Consider the following 14,846-nt stretch of genomic DNA (forward strand, 5'->3'; position numbering starts at 1 on the left):
CAATTAGCCACCCTTCATGTCCTGCAAGGGTTCTGTTGATCGACGCGGCCGACGGGCCGAGCGGTGGTCTGTGGCGGACGGTTTGCGCTATACTCGCCGCCCTTTTTTGAATCACCTGCCAGGCGATTTCCCATGACCAAACAGGCCGCCGAAGTCGCGAAACGCCGCACTTTCGCCATTATTTCCCACCCCGATGCCGGTAAAACCACCATCACCGAGAAGCTCTTGCTGATGGGCAAGGCGATTGCGGTAGCCGGCACGGTGAAATCTCGCAAATCCGACCGCCATGCCACCTCCGACTGGATGGAAATGGAAAAGCAGCGGGGTATCTCGATTACCACGTCGGTCATGCAGTTCCCGTATCGCGAGCATATGATCAACCTGCTCGACACCCCGGGTCACGAAGACTTCTCCGAAGATACCTACCGCACCCTGACCGCGGTCGACTCGGCGTTGATGGTCCTCGATGGTGGTAAGGGTGTAGAGCCACGGACCATCGCCCTGATGGACGTCTGCCGTCTGCGTGACACGCCGATTGTCAGCTTCATCAACAAACTCGACCGCGACATCCGCGACCCCATCGAACTGCTCGACGAAATCGAAGCGGTCCTGAAGATCAAGGCTGCGCCTATCACCTGGCCGATCGGTTGCTACCGCGACTTCAAAGGCGTGTATCACCTCGCCGATGACTACATCATCGTCTACACCGCCGGTCATGGCCACGAGCGCACCGAAACCAAGATCATCGAGAAACTCGATTCCGACGAAGCCCGCGCCCACCTGGGTGACGAGTACGAGCGCTTCATCGAGCAGCTGGAACTGGTGCAGGGCGCCTGCCACGAGTTCAACCAGCAGGAATTCCTCGACGGTCAGCTGACCCCGGTGTTCTTCGGTACGGCGCTGGGCAACTTCGGTGTCGACCATGTACTCGACGCCGTGGTCGACTGGGCGCCGCGTCCGCTGGCACGTGTGGCCAACGAGCGCACCGTGGAACCGATCGAAGAGAAGTTCTCGGGCTTCATCTTCAAGATCCAGGCGAACATGGACCCGAAACACCGTGACCGCATCGCCTTCATGCGTATCTGCTCCGGCAAGTACGAAAAAGGCATGAAGATGCGCCACGTGCGTACCGGCAAAGACGTGCGGATCGGCGACGCGCTGACCTTCTTCTCCTCCGAACGTGAGCAACTGGAAGAAGCCTACGCCGGCGACATCATCGGTTTGCACAACCACGGCACCATCCAGATCGGCGACACCTTCAGCGAAGGCGAAACCCTGGGCTTCACCGGTATCCCGCACTTCGCCCCGGAACTGTTCCGCCGCGTACGCCTCAAGGATCCGCTGAAATCCAAGCAACTGCGCCAGGGCCTGCAACAACTGGCCGAAGAAGGCGCGACCCAGGTGTTCTTCCCGGAGCGCAGCAACGACATCATTCTCGGCGCCGTCGGTGTGCTGCAGTTCGACGTGGTCGCCAGCCGCCTGAAAGAGGAATACAAGGTCGAGTGTTCCTACGAGCCGATCACCGTCTACTCGGCGCGTTGGGTCGAGTGCAGTGACAAGAAGAAGCTCGAGGAGTTCTCCAACAAGGCGGTGGAAAACCTGGCACTGGACGGCGGCGGTCACCTGACCTACCTGGCGCCTACACGGGTCAACCTGGCACTGATGGAAGAGCGCTGGCCGGACGTGAAATTCCGCGCGACGCGCGAGCATCACTAAGCGCTGATCCCGAAGTACCCAAAACCCCGTTGCGAAAGCTTCGGGGTTTTTTGTTGTTCTCTAGCACGACTTACTAGACGTTCTGGTATCGAACCTTTTTTGGCCGGGCTGCGGTGTGCGAAGTTAAACAACAAAATCTTGGCGATTCCGCTTGTCGGAACTGTCATTTTTGACAGGTGTAATTGAGACGATTCAGTATTAAAAACTGTTCAGATTGCAGGCGTAAAGCCCCGAAAATAGAACAGGATAATTGAATCATGGCAGACGAAACTGATATCAAAGACGGTGAAGAGCAAAGTCCAAACTGGGTAAGGCCTACTATTTATTACCCGAGTTCTGGAACTGTTTTGCCAGGATTTCTGGTTCAGGCCAGCATCGATGTCTTCAATCCCTCTAAATGGCAATTGAAAATCATGGAGGGTGATCAGCAGTTGTATTTTGTTGAGCAAAGCGCAGGGCGAACTTTTAGTCATTATGTAAAAAATGATGCAATTAAGTTCGGCGCAAAATTTGTCGTTCACGTCCACTATTTCGTTTTTCCCGGCTGGAGTGAGTGGGCAAGCGTGGGCAATTTGGTAATGGCAGACCCTAAGCCGGTAATTACAGAACCCTTAAAGGGCGCTCATACAGGTCCAAGACCAAGGGTCGCTGGCCGAGGTGTTCCTGGCGCTACCATCAATCTGTACCAGGCTAACTCAGGGACTGTGCTTTTCGGCACGGCAGTCGTTGATTCGATCGGTGATTGGCAAATCACACCTGTCGTTGATTTTTTTGAAGGGCCTTTTGAGTTGGTAGTGAATCAAAAGCTCAATAATACGGAGTACTGGTCTGACAATGTACGAATTACCGTGGGCTATTTTAGAGTTTCTCCACCCACTATTACCGCACCTGCCAATGATGAAATAGTTAGAGGAAACAAGCCTGAGGTTATCGGGCGAGGCTTACCCGGTGCGCTCGTTAAGCTCTTTCAGGCAAATGTCGGGGATACTGTCTTTGGTACCACATACGTTGGTATGGACGGCGTTTGGAGGGTCAGACCTGAAGTGGCTTTTCCGAAGGGGCGCTTTTCTCTGACAGCTAATCAGTCGTCAGTAAATGGTACTTCTGATTGGGCGGATGTCGTCACTTTTACAGTTGATGTGTAAATTTATACCTTTGAGTCTGAATGGAGAACCAAATTCCGCGCGACGCGCGAGCATCACTAAGCGCTGAGTTGAAACACCCGAAACCCCGTTGCGAAAGCTTCGGGGTTTTTTGTTGCCTGTTGCAATTTCCAGTAGGAGCGAGCGTGCTCGCGATGGTGTCGGCTGGCCCGCGTTTATTCAGGAGGCGCGCATCATCGTTAACATCCATCGCGAGCAAGCTTGTTATCTTTTCGGCATAACCCTTATCGCAAACCAATCTCCACGCCCATGGCATTTCCGTCGAGTCGATAGCGTCCTGTCTGGAGAACCCGGCTGATCGGAACTAGATTTTACTCAGCGCCAGCCAGGCACTTGAGTTTCACCTGCGAAAGGATGGAATCGGTTATGAACAGGTTGCTACGCGTTGTATTGCTGTTGAAGGTTTTCGTGATGCTGTCCCTCGGCAGTGCGGCGGTCTGGGCCGAGTGTGAGAACCACGCTACCCAGGCGATGAGCGGGCAGAGCGGAGACAGTGGATTGATGCTCGCCAAGTCCGAATCCGAACCGGGTGATCAGGGCCAGGGCGGCGCGGATAACGGTGATGACTCGACCACCGACGAACCGGATTCCGGCGACGAAGAAGGCGATAGCCAGTCTTAAATTGCAGACAAAAGAAAACCCCTGCTTCTTCGATTGACGCGCAGTCGAAGAAGCAGGGGTCAGGTTAACGCTTGACTACCTGGAACTACACAATCCCTGTGGGAGCTAGCCTGCTGGCGATAGCGGTGCCAGTGAACAGAAATTGTTGAATGGTGTACCGCAATCGCCAGCAGGTTGGCTCCCACGGTTTTTATGCCGCGCCGTCGAGGAATTGCTCGGCGTAGTGGCAAGCCACCTGACGACTGTCGAGCAGACGCAGGGCCGGCTCTTCGGTTTTGCAACGGTCGGTGGCGTACGGGCAACGCTTGTGGAACGCGCAGCCGGGCGGCGGGTTCAGCGGGTTGGGCAGTTCGCCGACGATCTTGATCTTCGGCTTGTCCGGATCCGGGTGAATGGTCGGCGTCGCCGACAACAGCGCCTGGGTGTAGGGGTGCAGAGGACGGGTGTAGATGTCTTCTTTCGGGCCCATTTCCACCGGACGACCGAGGTACATCACCATCACGTGATCGGCGACGTGCCGCACCACCGCCAGGTTGTGTGAGATGAACACGTAGGCGGTGTTGAACTCTTGCTGCAGGTCCATGAACAGGTTCAGTACCTGGGCCTGAATCGACACGTCCAGCGCCGAGGTCGGTTCGTCCGCCACCAGCACTTTCGGTTGCAGCATCATGGCGCGGGCGAGGGCAATCCGCTGGCGCTGACCGCCGGAGAACATGTGCGGATAGCGCTGGTAGTGCTCGGGACGCAAACCCACTTGTTTCATCATCGCCTGAACTTTCTCGCGACGTTCGGTGGCCGACAGGTTGGTGTTGATCAGCAGCGGTTCGGCCAGTTGATCACCGATTTTCTGCCGTGGGTTCAACGACGCGTACGGGCTCTGGAACACCATCTGCACGTCTTTGCGCAGTTGCTTGCGCTGGGCCTTGTCGGCACCGGCCACTTCCTGGCCGGCGATTTTCAAGGAACCCGAGGACGGCTCTTCGATCAGTGTCAGGGCGCGGGCCAGGGTGGATTTGCCGCAGCCGGACTCGCCTACGACGGCGAGGGTCTTGCCGGCTTCCAGCTCGAACGACACACCATTGAGGGCGCGAACGGTGGCGTGACCCTTGAACAGGCCACGGGACACTTCGTAGTGACGGGTCAGGTCGCGGGCGGTAAGAACGACGGCCATTACGCCACCTCCTGGTTCAGCGGGTAGAAGCAGCGGGCGAGGCTGTTGCTTTTCGGGTCAAGGGTCGGACGCTGCGCACGGCAGTTGTCCTGCACATACGGGCAGCGCGGCGACAGCAGGCAGCCCTGCGGGCGGTCGTAACGACCGGGCACGATGCCCGGCAGGGTCGACAGGCGCGAGGCCCCCAGGCTGTGTTCCGGAATCGCCTTGAGCAGCGCTTCGCTGTACGGGTGCGCCGGGATGTCGAACAACTGGGGCACCTGGCCGACTTCGACCGCTTGACCGGCGTACATCACGCACACGCGCTGGGCGGTTTCGGCCACGACCGCGAGGTCGTGGGTGATCAGTACCAGGCCCATGTTCTGCTCTTTCTGCAACGCCAGCAGCAGGTCCATGATCTGCGCCTGAATCGTGACGTCCAAGGCAGTGGTCGGTTCGTCGGCGATCAGCAGTTTCGGTTCGCCGGCAATGGCCATGGCGATGGCGACCCGCTGGCTCATACCGCCGGACAGTTGGTGCGGGTAGGCATCCATACGGCTGGCGGCACCCGGGATTTCAACTTTTTCCAGCAGTTCGATGGCACGCTTGCGCGCGGCCTTGCCGGACATTTTCAGGTGCAGGCGCAGCACTTCTTCGATCTGGAAGCCGACGGTATAGCTCGGGTTCAGCGCGGTCATCGGGTCCTGGAAGACCATGGCCAGGTCTTTGCCGACGATTTGCCGACGCTGACGGTTGCTGAGCTTGAGCATGTTCTTGCCATCGAAATTCAGGGCGTCGGCGGTGACGATCCCCGGATGCTCGATCAGGCCCATCAGCGCCATCATGGTCACGGACTTGCCGGAACCCGATTCGCCAACGATGGCCAGGACTTCGCCCTTGCCCACTTTCAGGTCGAGGCCATCGACCACGGGAACGGCGTTCTTGTCGCCGAAGCGAACGTTGAGATTCTTGATTTCTAACAGTGACATTGGAATCTCCTCAGGCGGCGTTCTTGAGTTTCGGGTCCAGCGCATCGCGCAGGCCGTCACCCATCAAGTTGATTGCCAGCACGCTGAGCAAAATGGTCAAGCCAGGCAGGCTGACGACCCACCAGGCGCGTTCGATGTAGTCGCGGGCCGAGGCCAGCATGGTGCCCCACTCAGGGGTTGGCGGTTGTACGCCGAGGCCGAGGAAGCCCAGTGCGGCGGCATCGAGAATCGCCGAAGAGAAGCTCAGGGTGGCCTGAACGATCAGTGGCGCCATGCAGTTGGGCAGCACGGTCACGAACATCAGGCGCGGCAGACCGGCACCGGCCAGGCGTGCGGCGGTCACGTAGTCGCGGTTCAGTTCGCCCATCACCGCAGCACGGGTCAGACGAACGTAGGACGGCAGGGACACCACGGCGATGGCGATCACGGTGTTGATCAGGCCAGGGCCGAGGATGGCGACGATCGCCACGGCCAGCAGCAGGGATGGCAGGGCCAGCATGATGTCCATCAGACGCATGATGGTCGGGCCGACCATGCGCGGGAAGAACCCGGCAAACAGACCCAGCAGGATTCCCGGGATCAGCGACATGACAACCGACGACAGGCCGATCAGCAAGGACAGGCGCGAACCCTGGATCAGGCGCGACAGCAAGTCACGACCCAGCTCATCGGTCCCGAGCAGGAACTGCATCTGCCCACCTTCCAGCCAGGCCGGAGGGGTCAGCAGGAAGTCGCGGTATTGCTCGCTCGGGTTATGCGGCGCGACCCACGGGGCGAAGATGGCGCAGAAAATCACCAGCAGCATGAACAGCAGGCCGGCGACGGCGCCTTTGTTCTTGGAAAACGCTTGCCAGAATTCTTTGTACGGCGACGGGTACAGCAGGCTTTGATCCGCGGCGGAGGCGGTGGCGGCTACTGAGGAAGTTGGAGTGCTCATGGGTATGGACCTCAGCGCTGATGACGGATGCGTGGATTGGCAAAGCCGTAGAGGATGTCCACTACGAAGTTGACCAGAATCACCAGGCAGGCGATTAACAGGATGCCGTTTTGCACAACCGGGTAATCCCGGGCGCCAATGGCTTCGATCAGCCATTTACCGATCCCCGGCCAGGAGAAGATGGTTTCGGTCAGGACCGCACCGGCCAACAGGGTGCCGACTTGCAGGCCGACCACCGTCAGCACCGGAATCAGCGCGTTACGCAGACCGTGCACGAACACCACGCGTGAAGGCGACAGGCCTTTGGCACGGGCGGTGCGGATGTAGTCCTCACGCAGCACTTCGAGCATCGACGAACGGGTCATCCGCGCGATCACCGCCAGCGGGATTGTGCCGAGCACGATGGCCGGCAGGATCAGGTGGTGCAGGGCGTCGAAGAAGGCGCTGACGTCATCGGCCAGCAACGTATCGATGAGCATGAAGCCGGTGCGCGGCTCGATGTCGTACAGCAGGTCGATTCGCCCGGAAACCGGGGTCCAGCCCAGGGATACCGAGAAGAACATGATCAGGATCAGGCCCCACCAGAAGATCGGCATCGAGTATCCCGCCAGGGAGATACCCATGACCCCATGATCGAACAGGGACCCTCGCTTGAGTGCCGCGATCACCCCGGCCAGAAGGCCCAGGATGCCGGCGAACAACAGGGCGGCCATGGACAGCTCCAGGGTCGCGGGGAAGAGAGAGGTGAACTCGGTCCAGACGCTCTCACGGGTACGCAAGGATTCCCCGAGATCGCCGTGGGCCAGTTTGCCGATGTAATCCAGGTACTGGGCATACAGGGGTTTGTTCAGACCTAGGCGTTCCATTGCCTGAGCGTGCATTTCCGGGTCGACTCTGCGTTCGCCCATCATGACTTCCACAGGGTCGCCAGGGATCATGCGAATCAACGCGAAAGTCAGCAAGGTGATGCCGAAGAATGTGGGGATCAATAACCCCAGTCGGCGGGCAATAAAACTAAACATCGTGTGGTGTACCTCATCAGCCGGTTAGGCGTGCCCGGCACGCCTGGGTTCAGGAATGCCGGGAGTTTCTTATCTACTTCACCTGGGTGGTGGCGAAGTTATTCGTGGTGAGCGGGCTAATGTGATAACCCTCTACGTTGTTGCGCATTGCTGTAAACATTCTAGTGTGCGCCATGCTGATCCACGGCTGGTCTTGATTAAAAATGACCTGAGCCTGTTCGTACAAGGCAGCGCGCTCGGCCGGGTCGGTTTTTTCGCGGGCCTGGTCTATCAGTGCCTGGAATTGGTCATTGCACCAGCGGGCGTAGTTTTCGCCGTTCTTTGCAGCTTCGCAGCTGAGCATAGGTGTCAGGAAGTTATCCGGGTCGCCGTTATCGCCCGCCCATCCGGCGGAAACCATATCGTGCTCGCCGTTTTTCGCGCGCTTGAGCATTTCGCCCCATTCCATCACGCGGATGTCGATCTTGATCCCGACCTTGGCCAGGTCCGCCTGCATCATCTGCGCGCCAAGCATCGGGTTCGGGTTGGTCGGGCCGCCACCGTTGCGGGTGAACAGGGTGAACGTCGTCCCTTCAGGTACGCCGGCTTCCTTGAGCAGGGCGCGGGCCTTGTCCAGATCGTGGGCCGGGTTCTTCAGGCTGTGGTTGTAACCCAGCAGGGTGTCAGGGTACGGGTTGACCGCCGCTGTCGCATTGCCTTTGCCAAACAGGGCGTTGACATAGGCTTCCTTGTCGAAGGCGATGTCGATCGCTTTACGCACACGCACGTCACTCATGTATTTGTGCGTGGTGTTCATGGCGACGTACGAAACGGTCATGGCGTTCAGTTCGTCGACCTTCAGGTTCGGGTCTTTCTTGATGCTCGGGATGTCATCCGGCTTCGGATACAGCGCCACCTGACACTCGTTGGCCTTGAGCTTCTGCAGGCGCACGTTGTTGTCAGTGGCGATGGCCAGGATCAAAGCCTCGGCCGGTGGCTTGCCGCGGAAGTAGTCCGGGTTGGCCTTGAAGCGAACCTGGGCGTCCTTGTTATAGCGCTGGAAGACGAACGGACCGGTGCCGACGGGCTTGTTGTTCAGGTCGGCGGTCTTGTTGGCCTTGAGCAACTGGTCGGCGTACTCGGCCGGGTAGATTGACGAGAAGGCCATGGCGATGTCGGCCAGGAACGGCGCTTCACGGCGGGTCAGGGTGAACTTGACCGTGTTGTCGTCGACTTTCTCGACGCTTTTGAGCAGTTCCTTGAAGCCCATGCTTTCAAAGTACGGGAAGCCCACGCTCGACAGTTTGTGCCATGGGTGGTTCGGGTCCAGTTGACGCTGGAAGCTCCAGACCACGTCGTCGGCATTCATGTCGCGGGTCGGCTTGAAGTATTCGGTGGTGTGAAACTTGACGCCCTTGCGCAGGTGGAACGTGTAGCTCAGGCCGTCATCGCTGATGTCCCAGGACTCCGCCAGCGCCGGAATCACTTCGGTGGTGCCGGGCTTGAAGTCAGCCAGGCGATTGAAAATGGTTTCGGCCACTGCATCGGCGGTGACTGCAGTTGTGTACTGGACCATGTCGAAGCCTTCGGGGCTGGCTTCGGTACAGACCACCAGGGGTTTGGCCGACACGCCAACCGCGACGCTCAGCAACGCGGCGGCGATGGCCGCACGTAGGGGAAGCATTTTCATCAAGAACCCTCTGCAATCGGTTGATCAGGAAACCCGACGGCTGGCTTCTCAGGAGCCAGCCGTCGAGCAGGCGTGTTTACAGAATGTTGAACGGAACCGTGGTCACGAGACGGAACTCGTTGATGCTGCCGTCTGCCTGGTTTTCGCTGGCACGGTGCGCGGTGTAGGTCGCGCGAACGGTGGTGTCCTTCAGCGGACCGCTTTGTACGGCGTAGGAAGCGCCGATGCCGTATTCGTAATGGGTTTCGCCATCCATCGACTGAATGCCGTCGTAACCCTTGCCCGCTACACCACCGTTGCCGGTGTAGTGAGTGCCGTCGATGCCCCAGCCGCGAGCCTGGTAGATGTTGAACTTCAGGCCTGGCACGCCGTATTCGGCCATGTTCAGACCGTAGGCAATCTGGAACGATTTTTCGTTCGGGCCGTTGAAGTCCGACAGCAGGGAGTTGGCCAGGTAGATGCCGTTGGTTTCGTGCAGGTAGTCGAAGTACTCGTTACCGTTCACTTCCTGGTACGAGAACGTGAGGCTGTGAGCCTGGTGAGCCAGGCCCAGCGACAGGGAGTAGGTGTCGTTGTCGATTTTGCCGATCAACGCCTTACCTTCGTCCTTGGTCTTGTAGTAGTTCAAACCGGTGGTCAGGCTCAGGACCTGGCGATCGCCCAGCACGTGGCTGGCGCCGAAGTAGTATTGGTTCCAGATGTCTTCGGCCTGAGTGGCCCAGAGGCTGGTGGTCAGGCTGGCAAACGGGGTGTAAGTGAGACCGCCGGTGTAGACGTGGTCGGTTTCAACGATGCCGTTGGCATATTCGGTACGGAATTTACGCTGGCTTTCTTCGGTACGTGGTGAGTTGCGATCGAACGTGGCCAGGTCGAAAGCCAGGTTGTTCAGCTCTTCGCTGTGGATCGCCACACCTTCGAAACTCGAAGGCAGCGCACGGTTGCCGATAACGTCGACCATCGGGCTGCTGAAGTTCATGCGGCCAGCGGTCAGGGTGGTGTTGGAGACACGGGCCTTGACGTTGGCCAGGCCCAATTTGCTCCACTGGCCTTGAGCGTCACCGCCTTCGGTGGTCAGGGTGCGGTTGTTGCCCGCGCCTGGGCGTGTGCCCGGTGCGCCGCCGTTATTGGAGGCCAGGTCCTTGCGGTCCCGATCCAGTGCGATGGCGTTGTAGGCTGCCACTTCAGTGCTGAAACCGACAGTGCCTTCGGTGAAGCCCGAGTTGTACTTGACGATGGTGCCCTGAACCCAGTTGATCCGGCGGTCGGTCGGGGTCGAAACGCCGTCCTTCTTGTACTGGAACTTGCCACCGCGTTGCAGTTGCTCGTTGGCGTACCAGTTACGGGTAGTGCCGCTAATCGACTGGCCTTCGACAAAACCAGTGGCTTCGCTTTGAGCACTTTTCTCATTCACAGTAACCGGGGTGTAGGCCTGGCTCTGGGGTTCTGCGTACGCCGTGGCGGTGACGCTGCTGATGGCCAAGGCCAGTATCGCGGTGCTGCTCAGTTTCATGGGTAAAGCTCCTTACTTTCTTTTTTATGCCGTTCTTTTTTGATGAGCCGGCTATTTGCTTTGGAACTCAATGCACGCATCGCAAACGTTTGCTGTACGCCTTATGGGCGAATTACGGCAACACGCTTGCGTGAGGGCGCAAGACGCCCCCGGCGATGTAGCTACACGGTTTTACTTTTCGATGCTGACACCCGAGAAGACGTTGCGACCGAACGGGCTCACCTTGAACCCTTCGATTTTGGCGCTCAACGGTTGGTTGACCGTCGAGTGGGCGACTGGCGTGATCGGCACTTGCTGCTTGAGCAACTGCTGCGCCTGTTTGTAAAGCTCGGTGCGCTGGTCATGGTCGGTCACGACCTTGGCCTGCTTGATCAGCTTGTCGTAAGCCGGATCGCACCACATGGAGTAGTTGTTGCCACCAATGGCATCGCAGCTGTAGAGCGTGCCGAGCCAGTTGTCCGGGTCACCGTTGTCACCGGTCCAGCCGATCAGGCTGATGTCGTGCTCGCCATTCTTGGTGCGCTTGATGTATTCGCCCCATTCGTAGCTGACGATCTTGACCTTGAGACCGATCTTCGCCCAGTCAGCCTGGAGCATTTCGGCCATCAACTTGGCGTTGGGGTTGTACGGTCGCTGAACCGGCATGGCCCACAGGGTGATCTCGGTACCTTCTTTCACGCCGGCAGCCTTGAGCAATTCTTTGGCTTTTTCCGGGTTGTAGGCGGCGTCCTTAATGGTGTCGTCGTAGGACCATTGGGTGGGTGGCATGGCGTTGACGGCCAGTTGCCCTGCGCCCTGGTAAACGGCGTTGAGAATGCCTTGCTTGTTCACCGCCATGTCCAGTGCCTGGCGCACTTCAAGCTGGTCGAACGGTTTGTGGCGCACGTTGTAGGCGATGTAACCGAGGTTGAAGCCAGGTTTCTCGATCAGCTGCAGCTTCGGGTCGCTTTTCAGTGCGGTCACATCGGCAGGGCGCGGGTGCAGGGTGATCTGGCACTCATTGGCCTTGAGTTTCTGCACGCGTACCGACGCATCGGTGTTGATGGCGAAGATCAGGTTGTCGAGCTTGACCCGGCTCGGGTCCCAGTACTGCTTGTTGCCGGTGTAACGGATGTTCGAGTCTTTCTGGTAGCTCTTGAACACGAACGGCCCGGTGCCGATCGGTTTCTGGTTGATGTCGCTCGGCTTGCCTTCGGCCAGCAGCTTGTCGGCGTACTCGGCGGAAAGGATGGCGGCGAAGCTCATGGCGATGTTCTGAATGAACGCGGCGTCGACGCTGTTAAGCGTCATGACCACGGTCAGCGGCCCGGTCTTTTCGACCTTGGCGATGTTCTTGTTCAGGCTCATGCCGTTGAAATATGGAAACTCGGTCGGGTAAGCCTTACGGAAAGGTTGTTGCGGATCGAGCATGCGGTTGAATGTGAACAGCACATCATCGGCGTTGAAGTCACGAGTCGGTGTGAAGTACTTGGTCGTGTGAAACTTCACCCCGGGACGAAGGTGAAAGGTGTACTTGAGGCCGTCCTCGGAAATATCCCAACTCGTGGCCAGGCCTGGGACGACATTGGTCGCGCCTTTTTCGAACTCTGCCAGGCGGTTGTACAGCGGCTCGGCGGCGTCATTATCCGTCGCGGTCGTGTACTGCGCGGTGTCGAAGCCAGCAGGACTGCCTTCGGAGCAGAACACCAGGCTGTTGTTGGCGGCCTGGCTCATGGAAGTGGCGGCCAACAGGCCGGAGCCCAGCAGTGCGGATAAAACCAAGGTATGGCGCATAACGCTCCCTCTCGTTCAGTGTTTTGACAATGAGCCGTCGTCCCGTCCGCGGACGTGGAGGCCTCACTGGTTTCAAGCCATTGCGTGCATCAGAAAAACCGATGACCCACGCATAAGCTGGTCGGATCCCGACGGTATGAATCGTGGGCCCGGCAGTAAATGCGTAGAGTCCGAAAGACTCGTAGGAAATGACGACGCGTCCTAAAGGACTGCTGTAGTCAGCAGACGATTTGGATGTAGGCGGATTCCTGCTTTCTCGGGTAATACGGCAATGGCGACGTCAAAAACGTCGCCATTGCCGGACCTTATTTGCTGACGCTGACACCGTAGAAGGAGTTCAAGCCAAACGGGCTGATCTTGAAATCCTGCACTTCGGCGCGCATGGGTTGGAACACCGTCGAGTGAGCGATAGGTGTCATTGGAGTCTGGTCTTTCAGGATGTGTTGAGCCTGTTTGTACAGCTCGGTGCGCTTGGCCTGATCCGAGGTGCGCTTGGCTTGCTTGACGATGTCGTCAAACGGCTTGTAGCACCACTTGGAGAAGTTGTTGCCTTCCAGCGAGTCGCAGCCGAACAGCACGTTCAGCCAGTTGTCCGGATCACCATTGTCACCGCTCCAGCCAATCAGCATTGCCTGGTTTTCGCCACCTTTGGAACGCTTGATGTACTCGCCCCATTCGTAGCTCTGGATCTTGACCTTGAGGCCGATCTTGGACCAGTCGGACTGCAGCATTTCTGCCATCAGCTTGGCGTTCGGGTTGTATGGACGCTGTACCGGCATCGCCCAGAGCACGATTTCGGTGCCCTCTTTAACGCCCGCTTCCTTGAGCAGCTCTTTGGCTTTCTCGGGGTTGTACGGTGCATCCTTGATGGTGGTGTCGTAGGACCACTGGGTCGGCGGCATGGCGTTGACGGCCAATTGGCCGGCGCCCTGGTACACGGAGTCGATGATCTGTTGCTTGTTGACGGCCATGTCCAGCGCCTGGCGAACCTTCAGGTCGGCCAGCGGGTTGGCCTCGGTCTGACCCTTGACCTTGGGCATCACGTTGTACGCGATGTAGCCCAGGTTGAAACCAGCCTGGTCAGGCAGCTTCAGGGTCTTGTCTTCGCGCAGCGCCTTCAGGTCGGCCGGACGCGGGAACAGAGTGACCTGGCACTCGTTCTTCTTCAGCTTCTGGATGCGTACCGACGGGTCGGTGGTGATGGCGAAGATCAGGTTGTCGATCTTGACGTCTTCAGGCTTCCAGTAGTCCTTGTTCCCGGTGTAGCGGATGTTGGAGTCTTTCTGGTAGCTCTTGAACACGAACGGACCCGTGCCAACCGGCTTCTGGTTGATGTCGGCGGCCTTGCCTTCCTTGAGCAGCTGGGCAGCGTACTCGGCGGACTGGATCGAGGCGAAGCTCATGGCCATGTTCTGGATGAACGCGGCATCGACGTCTTTGAGGGTGAACTTGACAGTGTGATCGTCGACTTTATCGATCTTGGTGATGTTGGTGTCCATCCCCATGTCGGTGAAGTACGGGAATTCGGTCGGGTACGCTTTGCGGAACGGGTCATCCTTGTTAATCATGCGATTAAAGGTGAACAGCACGTCGTCGGCGTTGAACTCACGAGTCGGCTTGAAGTACGGGGTGGTGTGGAACTTGACGCCTTCACGCAAGTGGAAGGTGTAGGTCAGGCCGTCATCGGAGACGTCCCACTTGGTCGCCAGCCCAGGAACTACGGCGGTGCCGCCGCGCTCGAACTGGGTCAAACGGTTGAACATGGTCTCGGCTGAGGCGTCGAAGTCGGTTCCGGTGGTGTATTGACCCGGATCGAAACCGGCCGGGCTCCCTTCGGAGCAGAACACCAGGTTAGTCGCAGCTTGGGCGAAAGGCGCGGCCGCTAATAAGCCGGCACCTAATAGAAACGGAATGACCGCGTGTTTAAGCATGGTGGCCTCATGATTTGTTGTCATTTTTTGATTTTGAGGACGACCTCGTGAGTCGTGCCTGCGGATACTTATGCAGGGGCCATACCCAATGCAAGATCCAGAGTGACTACAAGCCTTAAACAGTGGCACGAACGTACCTTAATGTCGCATATGTATAAAATTTGACGCATTTGACCGTTTGCGCGGTGTTTTTATCGTGCTAACTGCGCCCCTTTTTGGTGCGCTTAGGCCTTGGGGGCGCCCGTGGGTGGGGCGAGGTGTTACCTATTTATACCCCTGTCCCTCAGTGGGGGCGGGGGTAAATGGGAGCCATTATTGTTGCCAGTCTCATGAGCAAGATGTGCGAAGTGCAACTGCGATAGTTG

Annotated in this window: 11 protein-coding genes; 3 read left to right on the forward strand and 8 right to left on the reverse strand. The window is 58.3% G+C overall.

Annotated elements, in window-relative coordinates; all coding sequences use genetic code 11:
* Positions 1 to 132 precede the first annotated feature (132 nt).
* From AC1Q6D_RS20665 to AC1Q6D_RS20675, 3 genes are all read left to right on the forward strand, one after another.
* Positions 133 to 1,716 (forward strand): peptide chain release factor 3, encoded by a 1,584-nt coding sequence (locus tag AC1Q6D_RS20665; RefSeq protein ID WP_103404011.1) that lies wholly within the window; start codon positions 133 to 135, stop codon positions 1,714 to 1,716.
* Between the two features lie 257 nt (positions 1,717 to 1,973).
* Positions 1,974 to 2,861, forward strand: a complete 888-nt coding sequence (locus AC1Q6D_RS20670; protein ID WP_103404010.1) for an Ig-like domain-containing protein — start codon at positions 1,974 to 1,976, stop codon at positions 2,859 to 2,861.
* A gap of 384 nt (positions 2,862 to 3,245) precedes the next feature.
* Positions 3,246 to 3,500, forward strand: coding sequence for a hypothetical protein (locus tag AC1Q6D_RS20675; RefSeq protein ID WP_103404008.1), 255 nt, complete (start codon positions 3,246 to 3,248; stop codon positions 3,498 to 3,500).
* A 190-nt stretch (positions 3,501 to 3,690) separates the two neighbouring features.
* On the opposite strand, the gene AC1Q6D_RS20680 is transcribed toward AC1Q6D_RS20675, so the two are convergent.
* From AC1Q6D_RS20680 to AC1Q6D_RS20715, 8 genes are all read right to left on the reverse strand, one after another.
* The gene (locus AC1Q6D_RS20680) at positions 3,691 to 4,671 is read right to left on the reverse strand and encodes a peptide ABC transporter ATP-binding protein (RefSeq protein WP_047537597.1); all 981 of its coding nucleotides are present in this window, start codon (positions 4,669 to 4,671) and stop codon (positions 3,691 to 3,693) included.
* Positions 4,671 to 5,639 carry an ABC transporter ATP-binding protein gene (locus tag AC1Q6D_RS20685; RefSeq protein WP_103404007.1) on the reverse strand — a complete coding sequence of 323 codons (969 nt, stop codon included), beginning with the start codon at positions 5,637 to 5,639 and terminating at the stop codon, positions 4,671 to 4,673. The genes AC1Q6D_RS20680 and AC1Q6D_RS20685 overlap by 1 nt, the downstream gene beginning before the upstream one ends.
* Before the next feature lie 10 nt (positions 5,640 to 5,649).
* Positions 5,650 to 6,576: an ABC transporter permease subunit gene (locus AC1Q6D_RS20690; protein WP_103404006.1), complete on the reverse strand. Its 927-nt coding sequence runs from the start codon at positions 6,574 to 6,576 to the stop codon at positions 5,650 to 5,652.
* Positions 6,577 to 6,587: 11 nt separating this feature from the next.
* Positions 6,588 to 7,598 (reverse strand): ABC transporter permease subunit, encoded by a 1,011-nt coding sequence (locus AC1Q6D_RS20695; protein ID WP_047537606.1) that lies wholly within the window; start codon positions 7,596 to 7,598, stop codon positions 6,588 to 6,590.
* A gap of 73 nt (positions 7,599 to 7,671) precedes the next feature.
* A complete protein-coding gene (locus AC1Q6D_RS20700) occupies positions 7,672 to 9,267 on the reverse strand; it encodes an ABC transporter substrate-binding protein (RefSeq protein WP_103404005.1) in 1,596 nt (531 codons plus the stop codon).
* Between the two features lie 76 nt (positions 9,268 to 9,343).
* Positions 9,344 to 10,777, reverse strand: coding sequence for an OprD family porin (locus tag AC1Q6D_RS20705; protein WP_103404004.1), 1,434 nt, complete (start codon positions 10,775 to 10,777; stop codon positions 9,344 to 9,346).
* Between the two features lie 171 nt (positions 10,778 to 10,948).
* Positions 10,949 to 12,550, reverse strand: coding sequence for an ABC transporter substrate-binding protein (locus AC1Q6D_RS20710; RefSeq protein WP_103404003.1), 1,602 nt, complete (start codon positions 12,548 to 12,550; stop codon positions 10,949 to 10,951).
* 305 nt (positions 12,551 to 12,855) lie between these two features.
* Positions 12,856 to 14,481, reverse strand: coding sequence for an ABC transporter substrate-binding protein (locus tag AC1Q6D_RS20715; RefSeq protein WP_090467142.1), 1,626 nt, complete (start codon positions 14,479 to 14,481; stop codon positions 12,856 to 12,858).
* Positions 14,482 to 14,846 lie beyond the last annotated feature (365 nt).

This window comes from Pseudomonas sp. MT92 (genome assembly GCF_058792515.1).

Coding starts and splice junctions, on each gene's coding strand:
- AC1Q6D_RS20700 (WP_103404005.1), bottom strand. CDS start 9,267: ATGAAAATGCTTCCCCTACGTGCGGCCATCGCCGCCGCGTTGCTGAGC.
- AC1Q6D_RS20675 (WP_103404008.1), top strand. CDS start 3,246: ATGAACAGGTTGCTACGCGTTGTATTGCTGTTGAAGGTTTTCGTGATG.
- AC1Q6D_RS20710 (WP_103404003.1), bottom strand. CDS start 12,550: ATGCGCCATACCTTGGTTTTATCCGCACTGCTGGGCTCCGGCCTGTTG.
- AC1Q6D_RS20680 (WP_047537597.1), bottom strand. CDS start 4,671: ATGGCCGTCGTTCTTACCGCCCGCGACCTGACCCGTCACTACGAAGTG.
- AC1Q6D_RS20715 (WP_090467142.1), bottom strand. CDS start 14,481: ATGCTTAAACACGCGGTCATTCCGTTTCTATTAGGTGCCGGCTTATTA.
- AC1Q6D_RS20670 (WP_103404010.1), top strand. CDS start 1,974: ATGGCAGACGAAACTGATATCAAAGACGGTGAAGAGCAAAGTCCAAAC.
- AC1Q6D_RS20690 (WP_103404006.1), bottom strand. CDS start 6,576: ATGAGCACTCCAACTTCCTCAGTAGCCGCCACCGCCTCCGCCGCGGAT.
- AC1Q6D_RS20695 (WP_047537606.1), bottom strand. CDS start 7,598: ATGTTTAGTTTTATTGCCCGCCGACTGGGGTTATTGATCCCCACATTC.
- AC1Q6D_RS20665 (WP_103404011.1), top strand. CDS start 133: ATGACCAAACAGGCCGCCGAAGTCGCGAAACGCCGCACTTTCGCCATT.
- AC1Q6D_RS20705 (WP_103404004.1), bottom strand. CDS start 10,777: ATGAAACTGAGCAGCACCGCGATACTGGCCTTGGCCATCAGCAGCGTC.
- AC1Q6D_RS20685 (WP_103404007.1), bottom strand. CDS start 5,639: ATGTCACTGTTAGAAATCAAGAATCTCAACGTTCGCTTCGGCGACAAG.